Consider the following 17,008-nt stretch of genomic DNA (forward strand, 5'->3'; position numbering starts at 1 on the left):
CAAGCCCCACGCGGGTGACCGTCGCTGAGCTTTTTCGGATGTGGTCGAGCGCACCGATACCGTCACACAACGCATGGTTGTGACTCGCCGACTCGGCGGTTGTTTGATCCGCTGGCTACTGCTCGCTTTGATCTGAGCGATCATCGTGAGGTTGTTAAGGCGAGACAGCGAGGGACGCACTGGGCATGGTTGGTAGGCGGTCGCTGGGGCGGCAATTCGGGTATCTCTGGGCGGCCTTTTCGGTCAGCACGCTGGGCACGTGGCTCGCGTTCGACGCGTTTCCCCTGGTCGCGATCCTGGTGCTGCACGCCGGGGAGACCGAGGTGTCCGCGCTGAAGGCGGCGAGCTTGGCGGTGGGAGCGGCGGTCGCGGTGCCGCTGGGCCCGTGGGTGGAATTCCGCCGCAAGCAGCCGGTGATGGTCGCGATGGACCTGATCCGGTTCGCGGCGGTGATGACCGTTCCCGCCGCATTCGTGCTCGGCCTGCTCAGCTTCGCGCAACTCCTGGTCGTCTCGGTCATCGTCGCCGCGGCCGACATCGCCTTCAACGCGGCCAGCGGGGCCTGCCTGAAAACGCTCGTGCGGCCCGAGGACCTGCTCATCGCCAACGGGCGGTTCGAGTCCACGACCTGGACCGCCACCGTGCTCGGACCACCGCTGGGCACGGCCGCGATCGGGCTGTTCGGCCCGCTGACGACAGTGCTGGCCGATGCGGTCAGCTACCTGCTCTCGGCACTGGGGATCCGCGCGATCGGCGGGACGGAGCCGCGCCCGGCCCGGACCGACCGACCACGGCTGCGAGCCGGCGACCTGGTCGAAGGATGGCGCTACATCTTGACGCACCCGGCGCTGCGCCCGCTTTTCTTCAACACGATCCTCGTCAGCAGCCTGATCATGGCGACCTCGCCGCTGCTGGCCGTCCTGATGCTCGGCCGCCTCGGTTTCGCGCCGTGGGAATACGGCCTGGCATTCGGGGTCTCCTGCGTCGGCGGCCTCATCGGCTCCCGGCTGGCCGCCCCGCTCGTTGCACGATTCGGGCGCCACAAGATCATGCTCGGCGCCGGGGCACTGCGCGCGTGCTGGTCCATCGGGTTGGTCTTCATCTGCCCCGGCCCGGCCGGGCTCGCGCTCGTCATCGCCGTCGAGTTCGCCTTGATCACCTGCATGGGCGTGTTCAACCCGGTGTTCGCCACCTTCCGGCTCGATCAGGTTCCGACGGACCGAGTCGCCCGCACCCTGTCCGCATGGTCGGTCACCGGAAAGGCCACCAACGCGGTCATGGTCGCCCTGTGGGGCCTGTTGGCGGCTTTCACCGGCGCCCACACCGCGATCTTGATCGCCGGTCTGCTTATGCTCGCAACGCCGCTCCTGCTCCCCCGGCACGACCATGCGCCACTGCACGATCGCGAACCGGCCGCCAGCCGCACATGACACACCACCACTGGTCTCCTGTGGTGATTTCCGTGGAACGAACGCGAACGAAACCTGTTTCATCGGGAGTTGGAAGGGGTCATCGGGCGTCGGAAGGGGCTACCTCGCGAATGGAGCCGACGTCCTCGGCGGCCCGTTCATAGGCGGCAGCGATGGCTTGGTGGCGTTGCTCGACCATGCCGTACGACTCCGGGTGGGTGAGGGCATACAGGTCACCGCGTTTGACGGCGCGGACCACCACCTCGCCCGCCTCGCGGGAGGTGATCCAGCGGTAGGCCGGGTTGTCCACCCGGGAGACGTCGAAGTCCGCGAGCCCGCCTCCCGCGTGGCGCCTCGGACGGTTGCGCGAGCTTTTGTGGATGTTCGTTCGTACCGCTCCAGGACACAGCACGGTGGCACCGACCTTGGAGCCTGCCTGCTCAAGTTCGGCGGCGAGCGTCTCGGTGAGCGCGACCACTCCGGACTTGGTGACGGAGTAGGCGCCGAGGCGCGGTTGCGCGACCAGGCCGGCTATCGACGAGGTGTTCACGATGTGGCCGCCGTCGTCGTTGGCCGCAAGGATGGGCAGGAATGTCTGCACACCGTGGACCACTCCGTACAGGTTCACGCCGATCATCCAGTGCCAGTCCTCGATCGTCATGTCGGCGATCCGCGCGATCGGCCCGATTCCGGCGTTGTTGCAGATCACGTGCACGGTGCCGAACCGCTCGGTCGCCGACCGCGCGAGCGCCCGTACGCTTTCCAGATCGCTGACGTCGGTGTGAATTCCCACCGCGTCGATCTCGGCGGCCGTATTCCGCAGGGTTTCCGGCTCGATATCGGCGATGACCACCCGCATGCCTTCGGCACGGAATTGTTCGGCGATGCCCCTGCCGATACCGGTGGCGCCCCCGGTGACCACGGCGACCTTTTCACGCAAGTCTGGGAGTGCGCTCATCTGTCGTCGTTCCCTGCCTTCCATCGCCGGCCTGGGCGGGTTTCGAGGCACTTGAACTTCCGGTAGATCGTCGCCGGTGGCCGGGAGGTAATCGTGTCGGCGAGCCCGTCGGCGGCCTCGCCACCGTAACAGCGTCGGCCCGGCCCCTAGAAGACCGCAAACGGTCGGTCCATTACGCGGCCGTCCGGCACAACGCAACGGGCCTTTCGGAAGCCAACATTAGGATCTCTTTTAAGAGCACGAAAAGGCTTACCGGCCAAGCGGCCCAGTCTCCGGCAGCAGCATCAGACAAGGTGGTAGGCGCTATCGTCTGATCATGAACTTCGAGGCCGTGCGGGCATTCGTGGCGGTGGCCGAAGACGGGCAGTTCCAGATCGCGGCCGACCAGCTGGGCATCAGCCAGCAGGCCGTATCCAAACGGATCGCCGCGCTCGAATCCTTCCTCGGCACCAAGTTGTTCGAGCGCGTCGCCTCCGGTGCCGTGCTGACCGCGGACGGCGTCCGGTTCTTGCCCAGAGCAAAGGCGGTGCTGGTGGCGGTAAAACACGCCGTGGAGTCGGTGCGGCGGGAGTCGCGGCCATTGCGCGTCGACGTGCTGAGCCGCCGTCTCGCTTCGGCGGAGATCCTTCGGGAATTCCACCTGGGCCACCAGGCGATCTCCATCGAGATACTGACCACGAGCGGCGTGGATGCGACGATCCGCGGACTGCTCGACGGCGACATCGACGCGGGTTTCTGCTACCTGCGTGAGCCCATCGACCGGACCGATCCCCAGCTCGCGCAGTCCTTCGCCTATTTCGAGCCGGTGCAGATCGTGGTGAGTGACCGGCATCCGCTCGCCGGACATGCCGCGGTCCGGCCGGATGAGCTGACCCCGTTCACGGCTTGGGTCCCGGGGATCGTGACCGGCACGGAGTGGGCGGGATTCTACGAAGAGTTCGCCAGGGCGTTCCGGATCGACATCGACTCGACCGGCCCGAATTTCGGCTTCGAGTCGTTACTCGACACCATTGCCGACTCGCCGGCGTTGCTCACCTTCGTCGGCGAGAAGACCCGAGGCTCATGGCCGGAGCACCAGCGGCTCACCCGCATCCCGTTGGCGAGGCCGAAGCCTCTCTATCCGTGGTCGCTCATCTGGCACGCTGGAAATCAGCATCCCGGACTAGGCGAACTCGTCCGGCACGTGCGCCGTTCGTTCGCCCCCGTGGCGGTGCGCGAGGAAGTGTGGCTGCCCGATCTCGTGGCTCCGACGCGACGATGATCCGCCGCGTCGGGCCGGGATTCCCCAAATTTAGGCACAATCGGGAACCACGGCCGCCGGACGAGGACGCATGCTGGCCCGGCGATGAGATCGCCGGGCCGAGCATTCGCCGTGTTCAAATTGGACCGCTGGCGGTTCGACCGCCGTCAGTCTTCCTGCTGCTGCCAGCCCGCCTGGGTCTGGTCCGTGTCGGCGTCGGTGGCCTGGTGGTTCCAGCTCACCACGTTCTGGTCGCCCTTGCCCACGTTGAACACGTACATGACGGGCCGGTTGCTGTTGCTCTGCGCGGTGCTGGCGTCCTGGTCCTGGCTCAGGTCCTGGTCCTGGCTAATGCTCGGCGACGGTTTGCCGTGGCCGCAGGCAAACGCCATTCCCGGAGCACCGAACAGCAGGGGGAGCCCCAGAACAGATACAGCGACGATGCGCTTGACAGAACGCATAACAATAATCCCCTTCGTACTGACCTCAGTGAATGACGCCGCAGGGAATCCGCCACCGCTTGTCAGGATGAATGGCAGTGGATTCCCGTCGGGGTTGGGAAACCCCGCCGCAGCGGGGCCATCTAAAACATATCGCCGCTAGATCGCCGGGCAACTCGAAATATCGTTGATCACCTCATCTGATGATCTTGGGTGGAATGACCTCGGCCAATGCAATGGCGGGAAACCCCTCCTGCGGAACCCGCATCACCCACCCGGAACTCCCGCCCACCCCCCAGCAACGAACCCACCTCATTACGTCACCTGCCGCGCCGGACCCAACGACGCGAAACCCACCAGAGCCACCCGACTCACCCGTACCAGCCTTGCCCAACACCTCCCCAAAACCATTCAGCATGTCACTCTCAGACATACTCCACGACTCCGACAAACCCCCTACTCCGACCACACATCCGACTCCACCCACTCCGACGACTCACCCTGACTCACCCCACTACCAGGCCAGAACAAACGACGACGCCCACCACCCCCACCGCCCGACCCGCGCCCCGCATCCCCCACCGAAAGCCGCCTCGCCCCCCACCTCGACTCCCCCACCACACGATCCCGCACACCACCACCGCCAGACCCACCATCACCCGCGCACGCCCACCGGTACAACCGCTCCAACAACACACGCCGCTCCCGCTCCATCCCCTCATTCGCGTCCGTACTCCCCTCCTCCCGCACGGGCTCCCGCACCGACAACTCATCACTCGGCCGCGGCAGAAAACCACCACCAGCCTCCCCACTCGCACTCAGACTCGCACCCGCCAACCCCCGCAACCGCTCCCGCAACGCCTCCGCAGCCACCCGATCATCCGGAGCCCGCAACACCTGATACGCCATTACCAACCGCACCGAATCCACCGCCCCAGCACCCAACACCGCATCCGCAGCAGCAAGCAGCCCTGCCACGGCGTCAGCACCCTGCAAGCCCATCACCTCCCGCAACGCCGCATCAGCCGCCACCACCAACCCATTCAACTCCCACACCGCCGCATCGCGCCGCGCCCCCCGCACCACCCCCACCGCAGCCCCAGCAGCCCTCGCCTCATTCCGCAATACCCCAACATCCACACCACCCAACACCCCCCGCCGCGCAATGTCCGACCAGCACTCCACCCGCGCCCGCAACTCAGGCACATACGACGCCGAACCATCAACCAAAAGCCGACGCAACGAAGTCACCGACGCCAACAACTCAGCAACCAACCGCGACCGCTCACCCGCATCCCCATCCGCCAAGGACCCGCCCACCGACCCACACACCGAGGACGCTGGCTTGCCAAGAGCACTCGTCCCTGGCTCCCGCACGTCCCACCCCTGGCCCAACGCCGGCGCAACGGTCATCGGATCAGACAGCTGCGCGGGCGACGGCTCACCCTCCGTCGGCACGCCACCGGAACCCGACGCCTCGCCGACCGAATCATCCTCATTCCTGATCTCCTCAAGCCGCGACCGACCCCAATCCTTGCCCTTGCCGAACATCCTCCCCAGCGCCGCGCCGGTATACGGTTTGCCCGCGTCACGACTGCGACGCGCCTCCGCACGCGCCGCCTCCCGCACCGATTCCTGATCCTGCTCACGCAAAGCCGACCGCGTCACGCCACCCTCATCCCTGATTTCCGCAAGCCGCCGCCGGCCCCACGCCTCTGACTTTCCGAATCTCGTCCCCAACTCCGGACCGTTGTAGGGATTGCCCGCATCACGGGCACGACGTGCCTCCGCACGCGCCGCCTCCCGCTCCGACTCCTGATCCTGCTCACGCAAAGCCGACCGCGTCACGCCACCCTCATCCCTGATTTCCGCAAGCCGCAACCGACCCCAGTCGTCGCTCTTTCCGAACGTCCTGCCCAGCGCCCCGCCGGTGTAGGGCTTGCCCGCGTCACGAGCCCGACGCGCCTCCGCACGCGCCGCCTCCCGCGCTTGCTCCGCTACATCGTGCCGACTGCTCACACCCGCATCGCCTCTGATTTCCTCAAGTCTGGCCTTACCCCACGACGCGCTCTTTCCGTATTTCCTTCCCAACGCCGCACCGGTATAGTGCACACCCGCATCACAAGCAAGACGCGCATCCGCCCGCGCCGCCTCGCGCTCCTGCTCCTCCAAAAGGGGTCGGCCCACACCACCCTCCGCGGCGATTTCGGTAAGCCGTAGCCGACCCCATTCCTTGTGCTTATCGAACTTCCTCCCCAACTCCTCACTGGTATAGGGCTCACCCGCGTCACTAGCACGACGCGCCTCCGCCCGCGCCGCCTCCCGCACCTGCTCCGCACCGTCAAGATCGTCGGCCTCGGGCACCACCCCCGGCGCCGGACCAGGCCCCGCAGGCATCCGCGCGGCAGCTTCGTCAAGCGACCCCACAGCGCCCACAGGTACCGATGCATCAACCAACCCATCGCTGCGCAGCCGGGTCACCAGCGCCCCGGCATCGCGCACGCGCTTCCGCAATTCCGCCACATCCACGCCATCAAGAGCTCTCCGACCTAACGTCCCCCACCAATGCTCAACGCGCTGCCGCAACCCAGGCAGATAACCCTGCGGCGCACCAACCAAAAGCCGCCGCAATGTGTCAACCAAGCTCCGCAATTCAGCAACCAACCGGGACCGCTCATCTCCATCCGTACTTGCCGCCAACGCGCCCGCCGACCAACCCGCGGCCGTCCCAGTGTCTTCGACGTGGGGACGTCCCGAACCCTCAGACAACCCCGCGGCGAACGACTCAGCAGCCCTTTCGTTGGGCTTACCGCTGCCCGTGAAGTCCTGTCCAGAACGCGGCGTTTCGCCAGCTGATTCCGCGACCTCAGCTCCGATCTCCCGAAGCCGCGACAAACCCCAATCCTTGCCCTTTCCGAACTTCTTCGCCAGCCTCTCACCGCTGTATGGCGTGCCCGCGTCACGAGCACGACGCGCCTCCACGCGCCCGGCCTCCCGCAACTGCTTCTCCCGTAGCGAACGGGTCACGCCGGCCTCATTCTCGACTTCCGCTATCCGGGCCCGACCCCACGCGTCGCTCTTTCCGAACAGGTCCCCCAACGTCTTACCGCTGTGGGAAGTCCCCGCGTCACGAGCACTTCGCACCTCTACCCGCGCCGCCTCCCGTTTCTGCTCCTCCAATGCCGACCTGGACACACCACCCTCGTTGTCGACTTCCGCGAGCCGCATCCGCCCCCAGTCTTTCCCCTTCCCGAACTTGTCCGCCAACGCGGCGCCGGTCCAAGACTCGCCCGCGCCGCGAGCACGACGCACCTCAGCCCGCGCCGCCTCCCTTTTCTGCTCCTCCAATGCCGACCTGGACACGCCACCGTCGTTGTCGACTTCCGCGATCTGCAGCGCCGCCCAGCCTTTGCCCCTCCCGAACTTCTTTCCCAATGCCGTCGCGGTGTAGTGCTCCCCCGCATCACGGGCGCGACGTACCTCCCTACGCGCCACCTCCCGCAATTGGTCCTCCAGTGCCGGCTGGGAACCACCAACCTCTTGCTTGACTTCGGCGATCCGCGAGGCACCCCATTTCATGCCTCGGTGGAACTTCTCCCCCAACTCCTTACCGGTGTAGGAATCGCCCGCCGCAAGGGCCCGGCGCACCTCCGCACGAGCGGCCTCTCGCTCCTGCTCGTCCAATGCCGGCTTGCCCACACCAGTCTCATTGCTGATTTCGACTAGCCGCCGGTGCCCCCACGTGTCGCTCTTTCCGTACTTGTCCGCCAACGTCTTAGCGGTGCAGGGTTCCCCCGCGTCACGGGCACGACGCGCCTCCGCACGCGCCGCCTCCCGCTCCTGCTCCGCCTCGTCGATTGCCAGCCGACCCGCACCAACCTCATTGCTGATTTCCGCGATCCGCAGCCGCCCCCAATCTTTGCCCTTGCCAAATTTCGCCCCCAACGTCTTACCCGTGTAGGGCTTGCCCGCGTCCCGGGCACGACGCGCCTCCGCACGCGCCGCCACCCGCTCCTCCTCCTCCAAATTGTGCCGAGGTACCACACCCTCTTCCCTGATCTCCGCAAGCCGCGACCGAGCCCACACAAAGCTCTTCCCGAATTTCGTCGCCAATGCCATTTGGCTGTAGGGCTGACCGGCGGCATAGGCTCGACGCGCCTCCGCACGCGCCGCCACCCGCTCCCGCTCCTCCAGGTCCTGCCGAGTCACCCCACCCTCATCCTTGATTTCCAACAGCCGTTGCCGCCCCCATTCCTTGTTCTTCCCGAACCTTTCTCCCAACTCCCCGGCGGTGTAGGGCTTGCCCGCATCACGGGCAAGGCGTGCGTCCGCACGCGCCGCCTCCCGCATCTGCTCGTTCGACAACTCCGCCCGGTCAAGCGTTTCGGCATCGTGATCACGCCCGTAAGGCAACCGCGCCGCACCTTCGTCGACGGAGTCATCGGCAAGACGCCGCTTACGGCCGCTGCTTTCACCGGTCAAATCCGTTCCGGTGCCGCCATGATCGGCTGCGTTCTCGCCAAAGGCCATCAGCGGCAACTCATCCGGGTCATGAAACCCGCCGCCCGCTCCCAGATCCAGACCGGCATCAGGCACCCGCGCGCCTACCTGCTGCGGGCGCCCATGCGGCTCCGAAAGCTCGACCAACCCATCAGTGCGCAACCGCGCCACCAACGCCTTTGCATCACGCGCGCGTTTGCGCAACCGCTCCAGCTCCACAGCATCAAACCCGCCCCTGTTCAACGTCCCCGACCAGTGCTCAACCCGCTCCCGCAGCCCAGGCAGATAATCCTCCCGCGCACCGACCAAAAGCCGCCGCAACGAACCGACAGATCCGGCCAACTCGGCAAGCAGCCGCGACCGCTCAGCCATTTCCGCCTCTGACACGCCCCGCAAGGACCCCGCACCCGTCGCATGACTCCAGCCGGCGATGCTGGCAAACACATCACTGCCCGCAGAACTCTCGAACATCGTTGTGCCCGCGGGAAAATCCGGCCCCGCCCCGGCCCGGATGGCCAACCCCGACCCCTCGGAGCCCAACCTGACCGCCAGTTCACGGGAGAAGCGCACCGCCTCGTCATGGCCGTATCCACCGTCTCTCGCCGCGACCAGGGTCACCACATCGTCCAGCGAGACACCCACATCCCGACGCACCAGCTTCATGGCATCATGCGTGCCCTGCACGATCCGCACCGCCTGATCACGGGACCCGGCCACCGACTTGGCCCGCTCAATCTCCCGGCGAAGATCCGACTCCGTCCACTCCGCCAGAGCGACCGACTCGGGAACGTGCTGCGCTTCCTCGGTCGCAGCCACATCCGCCGAGGAAGCGCCTTCAATCGACGCACTACCCCCAAAACCCGACGTCCCGACCGAATCACCATCCTCGTTGCTGATCTCACGAAGCCTCGCCACACCCCAGTCCTTGCCCCTCCCGAACTTGGCTCCCAGCGCCGCGCCGGAATAAGGCGCACCCGCGTCACGAGCCCGACGTGCCTCCGCCCGGCCCGCCTCACGCTGCCGTTCCGTCAACGCCGTCCGGCTCAGAACAACCTCACCCCGGACCTCCGCAAGGCGCGCCCGGCCCCACCCCTTGCTCATTCCGTACTTCTTCCCCAACGTCTTACCGTTGTAGGGCTTGCCGGCGTCACGAGCACGACGTGCCTCGGCCCGTGCCAACTCTCTCAACCGCTCCAGGTCGCGAGGCCCCTCGGCGTCACCCAACCCTTCCGACGCCTGGCCGGGCCCCGCCGGTCTCCGCGCCGCACCCTCATCGGTCACATCATCGGCACGCCTGCGCTTCCGACCATGACCGATCGAAACCGTTTCGCCAACACCGCCGTCAGTGTCCGCAACGGACACCGACCGGCCTCCCGCATTCCACCCGGGTTCCGACGACGGCTCACCGGACACCGTATCGAACAACCACGCCCCCGCATCATCCCCAGAGTCAACAACTCCGGACTCAGGCGATACCGACATCGCGTCATCACCGGACTCGGAATCCACCTGCGCACGACGCGCCTCCCGCAACCGCTCCTGGTCCACCTCCGCCGACTGGATCGCCCGGGTCTCATTCTTGATTTCTGTCAGCACCCGCCAGCCCCAGTCCTTGCTCTTCCCGAACTTCGCCCCCAGCGCCGCGCCAGAGTAAGGATTGCCCTCGTCACGAGCCCGACGCGCCTCCGCCCGCGCTGCCTCCCGCAGCCGCTCCCGCTCCCGCTCAGCCTCGGACAACCGGGACACGGCATCCTCATCCCGGATTCCCGCAGGCCGCGCCCGCCGCCGCACCGTGCCCTTTCCGGACTTCAACGTCTCACCGGTGTAGGGCTCCGGCCGCCCCGTGTCGCGGGCAAGACGCGCCTGCGCAGGTACCACCTGATCCGCCGATTCCGCCCGGGTCGCATCGTCCTGCTCGTGGACTTCCTCAAGCCTCCGCCTACCCCACATAGAAGTCTTTCCGTACTTCTTCCCCAACGCCGCGGCGCTAAAGCGCAGGCCTTTAGCATGAGCACGGCGCAGGTCCGCCCGCGCCGACTCCCGCGCCTGCTCGTCCAACACCGCCCGGCTCACACCGCCGTCGTCCTTGATCTCCCCGAGCCGACGCCAGCCCCACGCCGAGCTTCGTCCGAACTTCTTCCCCAACTCCTCACCGTTGTAGGGTTCACCCGCATCACCCGCACGACGCGCCTCCACCCGCCCCGCCTCCCGCAATTTCTCCTCCAGATCCCGCCGACTCACGCCGCCCTCATTGCCGATTTCCGCAAGCCGCGCCCGACCCCAGTCCTTGCCCTTCCCGTACTTCTTCCCCAGCGCCGCCCCCGTGTAGGGCTTGCCCTCGTCACGAGCCCGGCGCGCCTCCTCCCGCGCCGCTTCCCGCACCTGCTCCGTATTGCCAAGACCGACGGACCCATCCACTGCCCCCGACGCCGGATCAGGCTCGCCCCGGCTCGGCACCCTGCCGGCATCAGACGCTTCCTCGGTACCGCTGCGCTCACCGCCACTGTTTTCACCGCGAGAATGCGTTCCTACAGCGGCACTATCATCAGTGTCCGCAACAGACATCGACGGCCTTGTCTCATCCAGGCTCGAATACTCGCCACCGAACCCGCCAGCCGCACCCTGTGACCGCTCGGCCGCGAAGAAAGATCCCAGCTCGCTGCGCACCCGCTCGACCAACGTTTTCGCATCACTCGCCCGCTTCCGCAAACCGGCCAGCTCCGCGCCATCGAACCCGCCCCGATCCAACATCCCCGACCACAGCCCAACCCGCTCGATCAACTCAGGCATATAGTCAAGCGGCGCATCCACCAACAGCCCGCGCAAAGCATCCACCGACACCCTCAACTCAGAGACCAGCCGTGCCCGCTCGCCCCCATCCGCGCTCACCGACGTCTCGCCCCGGTCAGCCGCGTCCCATCCAAGGTCCAATGTCGGCTCGGCGGTCACCGGATCGAACAGCCACGAAGCCGAATCGGCAGCAGGCCCGACAGGGCTCGGGTCAAACGCCCACGACCGCGCGCCATCCGCCGAGTCGGCAAAACCCGGATCGAACCACCACGAGTCCACGCCATCCCCAAACCCAGCGGTCACATCAACCACCTGACCACTGCCCGCTGATTCACCGAAACTCGGCGCATCCGCCTGCTGATCCGGTCCCACCCCAGCACTGGCGGTCAACGCCGAACCCGCAAAACCCAGTCTGGCCGCCAATTCTCGGGAAAACCGCACCGCCGCATCAGGTCCATTTTCGGCAAACCTCGCCGCGACCAGAGCCACCACATCATCCAGAGACGCCTTCGCGTCCCCCAGAGCCAGCGCCACTACGTCCTGCGTGTCCTGCACAATCGGCATCGCCGCGTCGTACGGTTCAGCAACCGCCAGCGCCCGCGCAATCTCCGCACGGAGATCCGACTCGGTCCACTCCGCCACCGCAAGCGGCACAGAAGCGCCCTGCTCAACCGCCGCCACATCCGGTGACGAGACGCGCTCCCTTGCCACATCACCCCCCGAACCCGATGCTGGGACGGCTGAACCACCAACCTCATTCCGGATCTCGGCAAGCCGTTGCCGCCCCCAGTCCTTGCTCTTGCCAAATCTCTTCGCCAACGCCTCACTGGTGTAGGGCTTGCCCTCGTCACGGGCACGACGCGCCTCCGCACGCGCCGCCTCCCACTCCCGCTCGCGACCTTGCTCGATCAAATCCGACCGGCTCGTTCCGCCCGCATTCCTGACTTCCGTGATCCGCTCCCAACCCCACGCCGAACCCTTTCCGAACCTCTTGCCCAGCTGCTCAGCGGTGTAGGGCTGCCCCGCATCACAAGCACGACGCGCCTCCACCCGCGCCGCCTCCCGCAACTGCTCCAGTTCCCGCTGCGTCAATTCCGCCCTGGTCAAACCGCCCTCATCCCGGATTTCCGCAAGCCGCTCCGCGCCCCACTCCCGGCCCTTTCCGAACTTCTTGCCCAGCTGCTCAGCGGTGTAGGGCTGCCCCGCATCACAAGCACGACGCGCCTCCACCCGCGCCGCCTCCCGCAACTGCTCCAGTTCCCGCTGCGTCAATTCCGCCCTGGTCAAACCGCCCTCATCCCGGATTTCCGCAAGCCGGGCTTTGCCCCACGACGCGCTCTTTCCGAACTTCGTCCCCAACGTGTCACCGGTATGGGGCTCACCCGCGTCACGAGCACGACGTGCCTCCGCACGCGCTGCCTCTCGCACCCTCTTCCCCCGCTGTCCGCCCAAACGGCGCCGGGGCGTATCCGCCTCGCTAGGCCCTCGCTCCGCCCCCTCGGCACGGCCTCGGCTACTGCTACTGCTCGCACCGACCGATTCCGTCGCACCAAAACCGCTATCAGTGTCGGCAAGAGACACCGACGGCCACACCACTGCCGGATTCACATACTCGTGCTCCGCCGCGAACCCGAAATCGGCTCTCTGGAAGAACTCGGGCCCGAGACGGTCCTCCGACGTCCCTGCCCCGCCAGCGGCGCCCCACACCGGCTCGTCCATGTCCCATCCAGGCCCCAATGCCTGCTCGGCCACCACCTGATCAAACGCCCACGCCCCCAGACCGAAGCCGGACTCGACAAAGCCCGGATTGACGGCCCACGACGTCACCTCATCCGCCGACCCGACAGGTCCCGGATCGAACGACCACGAGCCCGCATCGTGCCAAGACTCAGTAGTGACACCACCAAACTCACTACTGCCGACAGAATCCTCCAACACCGAGGCGTCCGCTCGCGGATCCGGCCCCGCGCCAGCCTGGATGGCCAGACCCGTGCGCCGCGTGCCCAGCTTCGCCGCCAACTCCCGGGAAAACCGCACCGCCTCGGCACGGCCGTGCTCACGGACACTCGCCGCAACCAGAGCGACCACATCATCCAACGACACATCCGACTGCCCACGGGCCAGCGTCACCACATCATGCGTGCCCTGCACGATCCGCTTTGCCATGGCACCCGGCCCACCCAGAGCCCTGGCGCGCTCGACTTCCCGACGCAGAACCGACTCCGTCCACTCCCTCACACCGGCCGAATCCGCTTGTTCCACGGCGGGCCCCTGCAAACCCGCCTCGGACCCCGCCGTCTCGTCTGCGCGCCGCGACTCGGGTGAGGGCGAACCCCCCGTCTCCGCTGTGTCCGCCGGAACTGCCAACGATGACTCCGGCTCATTACCGCTGCCCGGTCGAGACGAATACCCGTTCCCGACAGCAGAATCCGTACCGGGCTCCACTGCTGCGGGCACACCGGGACGTGTCGCACCGCCCCCGGCAGACACCTGTCCCGCCCTGCCATCGACCTCCGGAACCACCGTGGCCGCCGAAGAATTCGTCGCCGAGAGCGCGACTTCCGAGGACATGTCGAGCACATCGGTGGCATCTGTCACCGGCTTTCCCATTGGCGAATCCGCCACCGGGACCGTGGGCTCCAGCACCCGCGCACCGCCGGCATGGACGCTCAGCTCGTTCGCACCGAACATGGTCGTAGTGGGATGCTCAACACGATGCAGCGAATCGGCATTTCCGGTATGGAAAGCATCCGCCACCCCGCCATCGGACACGAGCGAGCCACCGGGGCTGGAAGAACCCGACCCCGGCGCCGGCACCTGCGTCGAGCCCGCCGCCGAATCGGCCGGATCGTCTACAGCAGACGATGAAACAGCGGAGTAGCCGTTGTCGGAGGCCGGTCCGTAGGCCGGCGGCGCATCGACACTCGAATCCCGCACCGTGAACCCGCTGGGAACCAGTGAATCGTTACTAGCGAGGCCATTACCGTGAGCAGGGCTGTAGGGTGGCGGCGGTGTGCCCGGCCTGTGCTGGCCTCGCAGCGCATCCGGGGCCGTTGCATCGCCCTCATGCCACGACACCGGCCCGGTATCGCTCGGCTTCCCAGGCTCACCGATCTCGGCGTGACCTCCCACCGAGACACCGGTATCCACATCCCGCAACCCACCCGCCGACGGGGTAACCGTGAGCTTCGGCACCGATGTCTTTTGAGCCGCGCGACCCGGCGATTTCGTACCTGCGGCCCGGGACAAGTCGGCCGAATTCTCCTTGCCAGTCTGGAAAGCCGACGTGGCCGTAATATTCGCCCCCACCAGACCCGGTACTGGGTCGGTGACCACCGTTGCGAAACCGGCGGCCGTCACCCCAGAGTTCTCCCCAGACCCAGAGCCCGCCCAAGACCCAGAGTCAGCCCCAGACCCAGAGTCAGCGCCGGGCAGGCCGTTCCGCGACAGGTGCTTGTCGCTGACGGTCTCCGCGAAGCCGGGCTTCTCGCCCGCCTGCGACCCGAAGTCCACCTTCAAATCCGCTGAAGTGCCGGTGTCGGTGTCCGTACCGCTGGAATCCTTCTCCCCGCCGGCGGCGTCCCGCGCCCCGCCCGCCGGAATCAACTGCCCCCGCAACGCCAACCCCGCCAGATTCCCGATACCCGAACCCACCGCCTCCGACAACCCCGCCGTGAACGAGAACGGATTCCACTGCGCCCCCTGACCACTCAACGCCCCATACCCCGCCTCGCCGAACATCTCGGTCAACCCCTCTTCCAACGACTCCCCCAGCCCGTGACCAAACCGGGCCGCCCACATCGCCCGCACCGACATCCCCGTGAAATCCTCAATATTCTTCGACACCACATCAGCAAAGCGCGCCATCGACGACAACGAATACTGCTCCGCGTGCTCCTCCACAGCATGCTTGGCAGCCGCGGCCAACACCTCAGCATCGATCTTGTCGCCCAAACCCCGCACCAACACTTTGGTAATCGCATTACCCACCACATTGCCCAACGCCGAGAGCGGCACCGCCAGCAACGCGCTGAACGACCCCACCCCCACCGCCATCGTCGTCAGCTGGCCATCCCACTTCTTCCGCGTCCCCAACGCGAATTGCGCACCCTGCGCGCCGACCTCCACCAACAGCTGCAACCCGATCCCCACCACCTGGGCCACCGCCAGCCGCACGAACAACTGCCCCCACCACCGCGTCAGCAGAAACCGCATCACCGCGAAACGTGCCGCCAACCACGCCATACTCGCCCCACCCGTCAGCCCCGCCATCGCCACCGCCCACGCCACCTCCCCCAACAGCAACACCAACCCGCCCACCGTCGCGAACTTCAAATACTGCACCTGCAACGCCAGATTCCGCACAAACCCCGCCAACTCCCGCAACCCCACACCACCCGCCTCCAACACCGGAGAAAACGCCTCCAACCGGTCCGCGAACCGGTCCGCCGCCTTGCCCGAGAACCCGCCCCGTACCCGACCCACCACCTCCCGCACCACCGGACCCAGCTCCTCCACCGTCGCCGCGCCCGACTCCAACGCCCCCGCCACCGCGAACAAAGCATCCTCATCCGCATCCGTCATGTCCTCACCGGTCAGCACCTGAAAAAGCCGTCTCACCTCCTCCGGCACCAGCAAGGACATTCGCAATCACCTCATCAGCTCACACTCGAAATAGTTCATGCCGCGCCTCCGGCGCAGTCGCTTGGGGACGCACCGGGCAACCGTCGACTGCCTCATGGTCGCCCGCCGCCACGACCGCACCCGCATGTCATGCTCTTGGCTTAGTGACCTCGCCGGCGCGTGGCCAAGCGGCACGACGCTGGTGCGCCAGGAACCGGATGACCCGCAGCTCGAACGGAGTCGGGTCGATCAACGGCTTACCACGCCACTCCGTCGGATCGACAAGCCGAACCCCGCCATCGTCGCGCACCACCGCCAACAGGTGGGCAACGCTTTGCCTTACCCGGCAATCCTTCCTACCTATCCAGATCAGGGCAACCGAGCCTACGGGAAAGGTCTCGACCTTCCGCAACACCCCAGCCCAATGCCGGTGCGCCCGGACACCGGCGACCGTGGCCGGAACACCGTCGAGGAAAACAACATCGCCGTCGGCGTAGTCGGCGTACGACAGGTGGCCGGTCAGCTCACGCCCACCGAGCTGACGACGCAACCACACCATCACACGGGTACCCTCTCCGCCCTCCACAATGAACTCCGCCACCTCGCCGCATGCCGAGCCGCTCACCACTTCGGCACCGGGAAAATGATCCGCCGACATCCGGTCCCACCAACCCGGCACCTCGGTTACCGGATCCCGCGGCAAAGCCGAAGGCGGCCAACCGTTCACTGCGGCATCTGTCGCGACAAGGCATTTACGCGCGCTGACCCGCCAAACCCACAGACGCCACTCAGACCGCGACAGGTTGAGCTCCTCATCAACCGGACCGGCGTCCCGAAAGCTATCTCCGCCATCCCTGGGTGCACAGATCGTCGCGACCGGCATCGGCTCAAGGGACCCGGCATAACGGCGCCCGAACAGCACCGCCCGCTCAGTCGTGAGGGCCGGTGCCTCATCGCTGAGCACCACACGAGACCCACGGGTTTCGTGCAGCCAAACACGCGCGCGCTCGGCAAGATCCCTCATGGCTCCCCGTCGCCCGTGCCCACA

General features: G+C 66.8%; 6 protein-coding genes. 2 read left to right on the forward strand and 4 right to left on the reverse strand.

Annotated features, from left to right (window positions below; genetic code table 11):
• Window positions 1–185: 185 nt before the first annotated feature.
• On the forward strand, window positions 186–1,430 hold the full coding sequence (locus BJ970_RS30805) for an MFS transporter (RefSeq protein WP_184730741.1): 1,245 nt from the start codon (window positions 186–188) through the stop codon (window positions 1,428–1,430).
• A 79-nt stretch (window positions 1,431–1,509) separates the two neighbouring features.
• Here BJ970_RS30805 and BJ970_RS30810 read toward each other — a convergent pair whose 3' ends face one another.
• Window positions 1,510–2,367 (reverse strand): SDR family NAD(P)-dependent oxidoreductase, encoded by an 858-nt coding sequence (locus BJ970_RS30810; protein WP_184730743.1) that lies wholly within the window; start codon window positions 2,365–2,367, stop codon window positions 1,510–1,512.
• 316 nt (window positions 2,368–2,683) lie between these two features.
• On the opposite strand from BJ970_RS30810, the gene BJ970_RS30815 reads away from it, so the two are divergent.
• The gene (locus tag BJ970_RS30815) at window positions 2,684–3,628 is read left to right on the forward strand and encodes a LysR family transcriptional regulator (RefSeq protein WP_184730745.1); all 945 of its coding nucleotides are present in this window, start codon (window positions 2,684–2,686) and stop codon (window positions 3,626–3,628) included.
• 146 nt (window positions 3,629–3,774) lie between these two features.
• Here the strand turns inward: BJ970_RS30815 and BJ970_RS30820 are convergent, their stop codons facing one another.
• The 3 genes from BJ970_RS30820 to BJ970_RS30830 all read right to left on the reverse strand — a co-directional run bounded on the left by BJ970_RS30820 (window position 3,775) and on the right by BJ970_RS30830 (window position 16,984).
• Window positions 3,775–4,068, reverse strand: a complete 294-nt coding sequence (locus BJ970_RS30820) for a hypothetical protein (RefSeq protein WP_184730747.1) — start codon at window positions 4,066–4,068, stop codon at window positions 3,775–3,777.
• Between the two features lie 435 nt (window positions 4,069–4,503).
• Window positions 4,504–15,981 (reverse strand): WXG100-like domain-containing protein, encoded by an 11,478-nt coding sequence (locus BJ970_RS30825; RefSeq protein WP_184730749.1) that lies wholly within the window; start codon window positions 15,979–15,981, stop codon window positions 4,504–4,506.
• Between the two features lie 127 nt (window positions 15,982–16,108).
• Window positions 16,109–16,984 carry a toxin glutamine deamidase domain-containing protein gene (locus BJ970_RS30830; RefSeq protein ID WP_184730751.1) on the reverse strand — a complete coding sequence of 292 codons (876 nt, stop codon included), beginning with the start codon at window positions 16,982–16,984 and terminating at the stop codon, window positions 16,109–16,111.
• Between the last annotated feature and the right edge of the window lie 24 nt (window positions 16,985–17,008).

This window comes from Saccharopolyspora phatthalungensis (assembly GCF_014203395.1).
Lineage (GTDB): Bacteria > Actinomycetota > Actinomycetes > Mycobacteriales > Pseudonocardiaceae > Saccharopolyspora > Saccharopolyspora phatthalungensis.

Coding starts and splice junctions, on each gene's coding strand:
- BJ970_RS30805 (WP_184730741.1), top strand. CDS start 186: ATGGTTGGTAGGCGGTCGCTGGGGCGGCAATTCGGGTATCTCTGGGCG.
- BJ970_RS30810 (WP_184730743.1), bottom strand. CDS start 2,367: ATGAGCGCACTCCCAGACTTGCGTGAAAAGGTCGCCGTGGTCACCGGG.
- BJ970_RS30815 (WP_184730745.1), top strand. CDS start 2,684: ATGAACTTCGAGGCCGTGCGGGCATTCGTGGCGGTGGCCGAAGACGGG.
- BJ970_RS30820 (WP_184730747.1), bottom strand. CDS start 4,068: ATGCGTTCTGTCAAGCGCATCGTCGCTGTATCTGTTCTGGGGCTCCCC.
- BJ970_RS30825 (WP_184730749.1), bottom strand. CDS start 15,981: ATGTCCTTGCTGGTGCCGGAGGAGGTGAGACGGCTTTTTCAGGTGCTG.
- BJ970_RS30830 (WP_184730751.1), bottom strand. CDS start 16,984: ATGAGGGATCTTGCCGAGCGCGCGCGTGTTTGGCTGCACGAAACCCGT.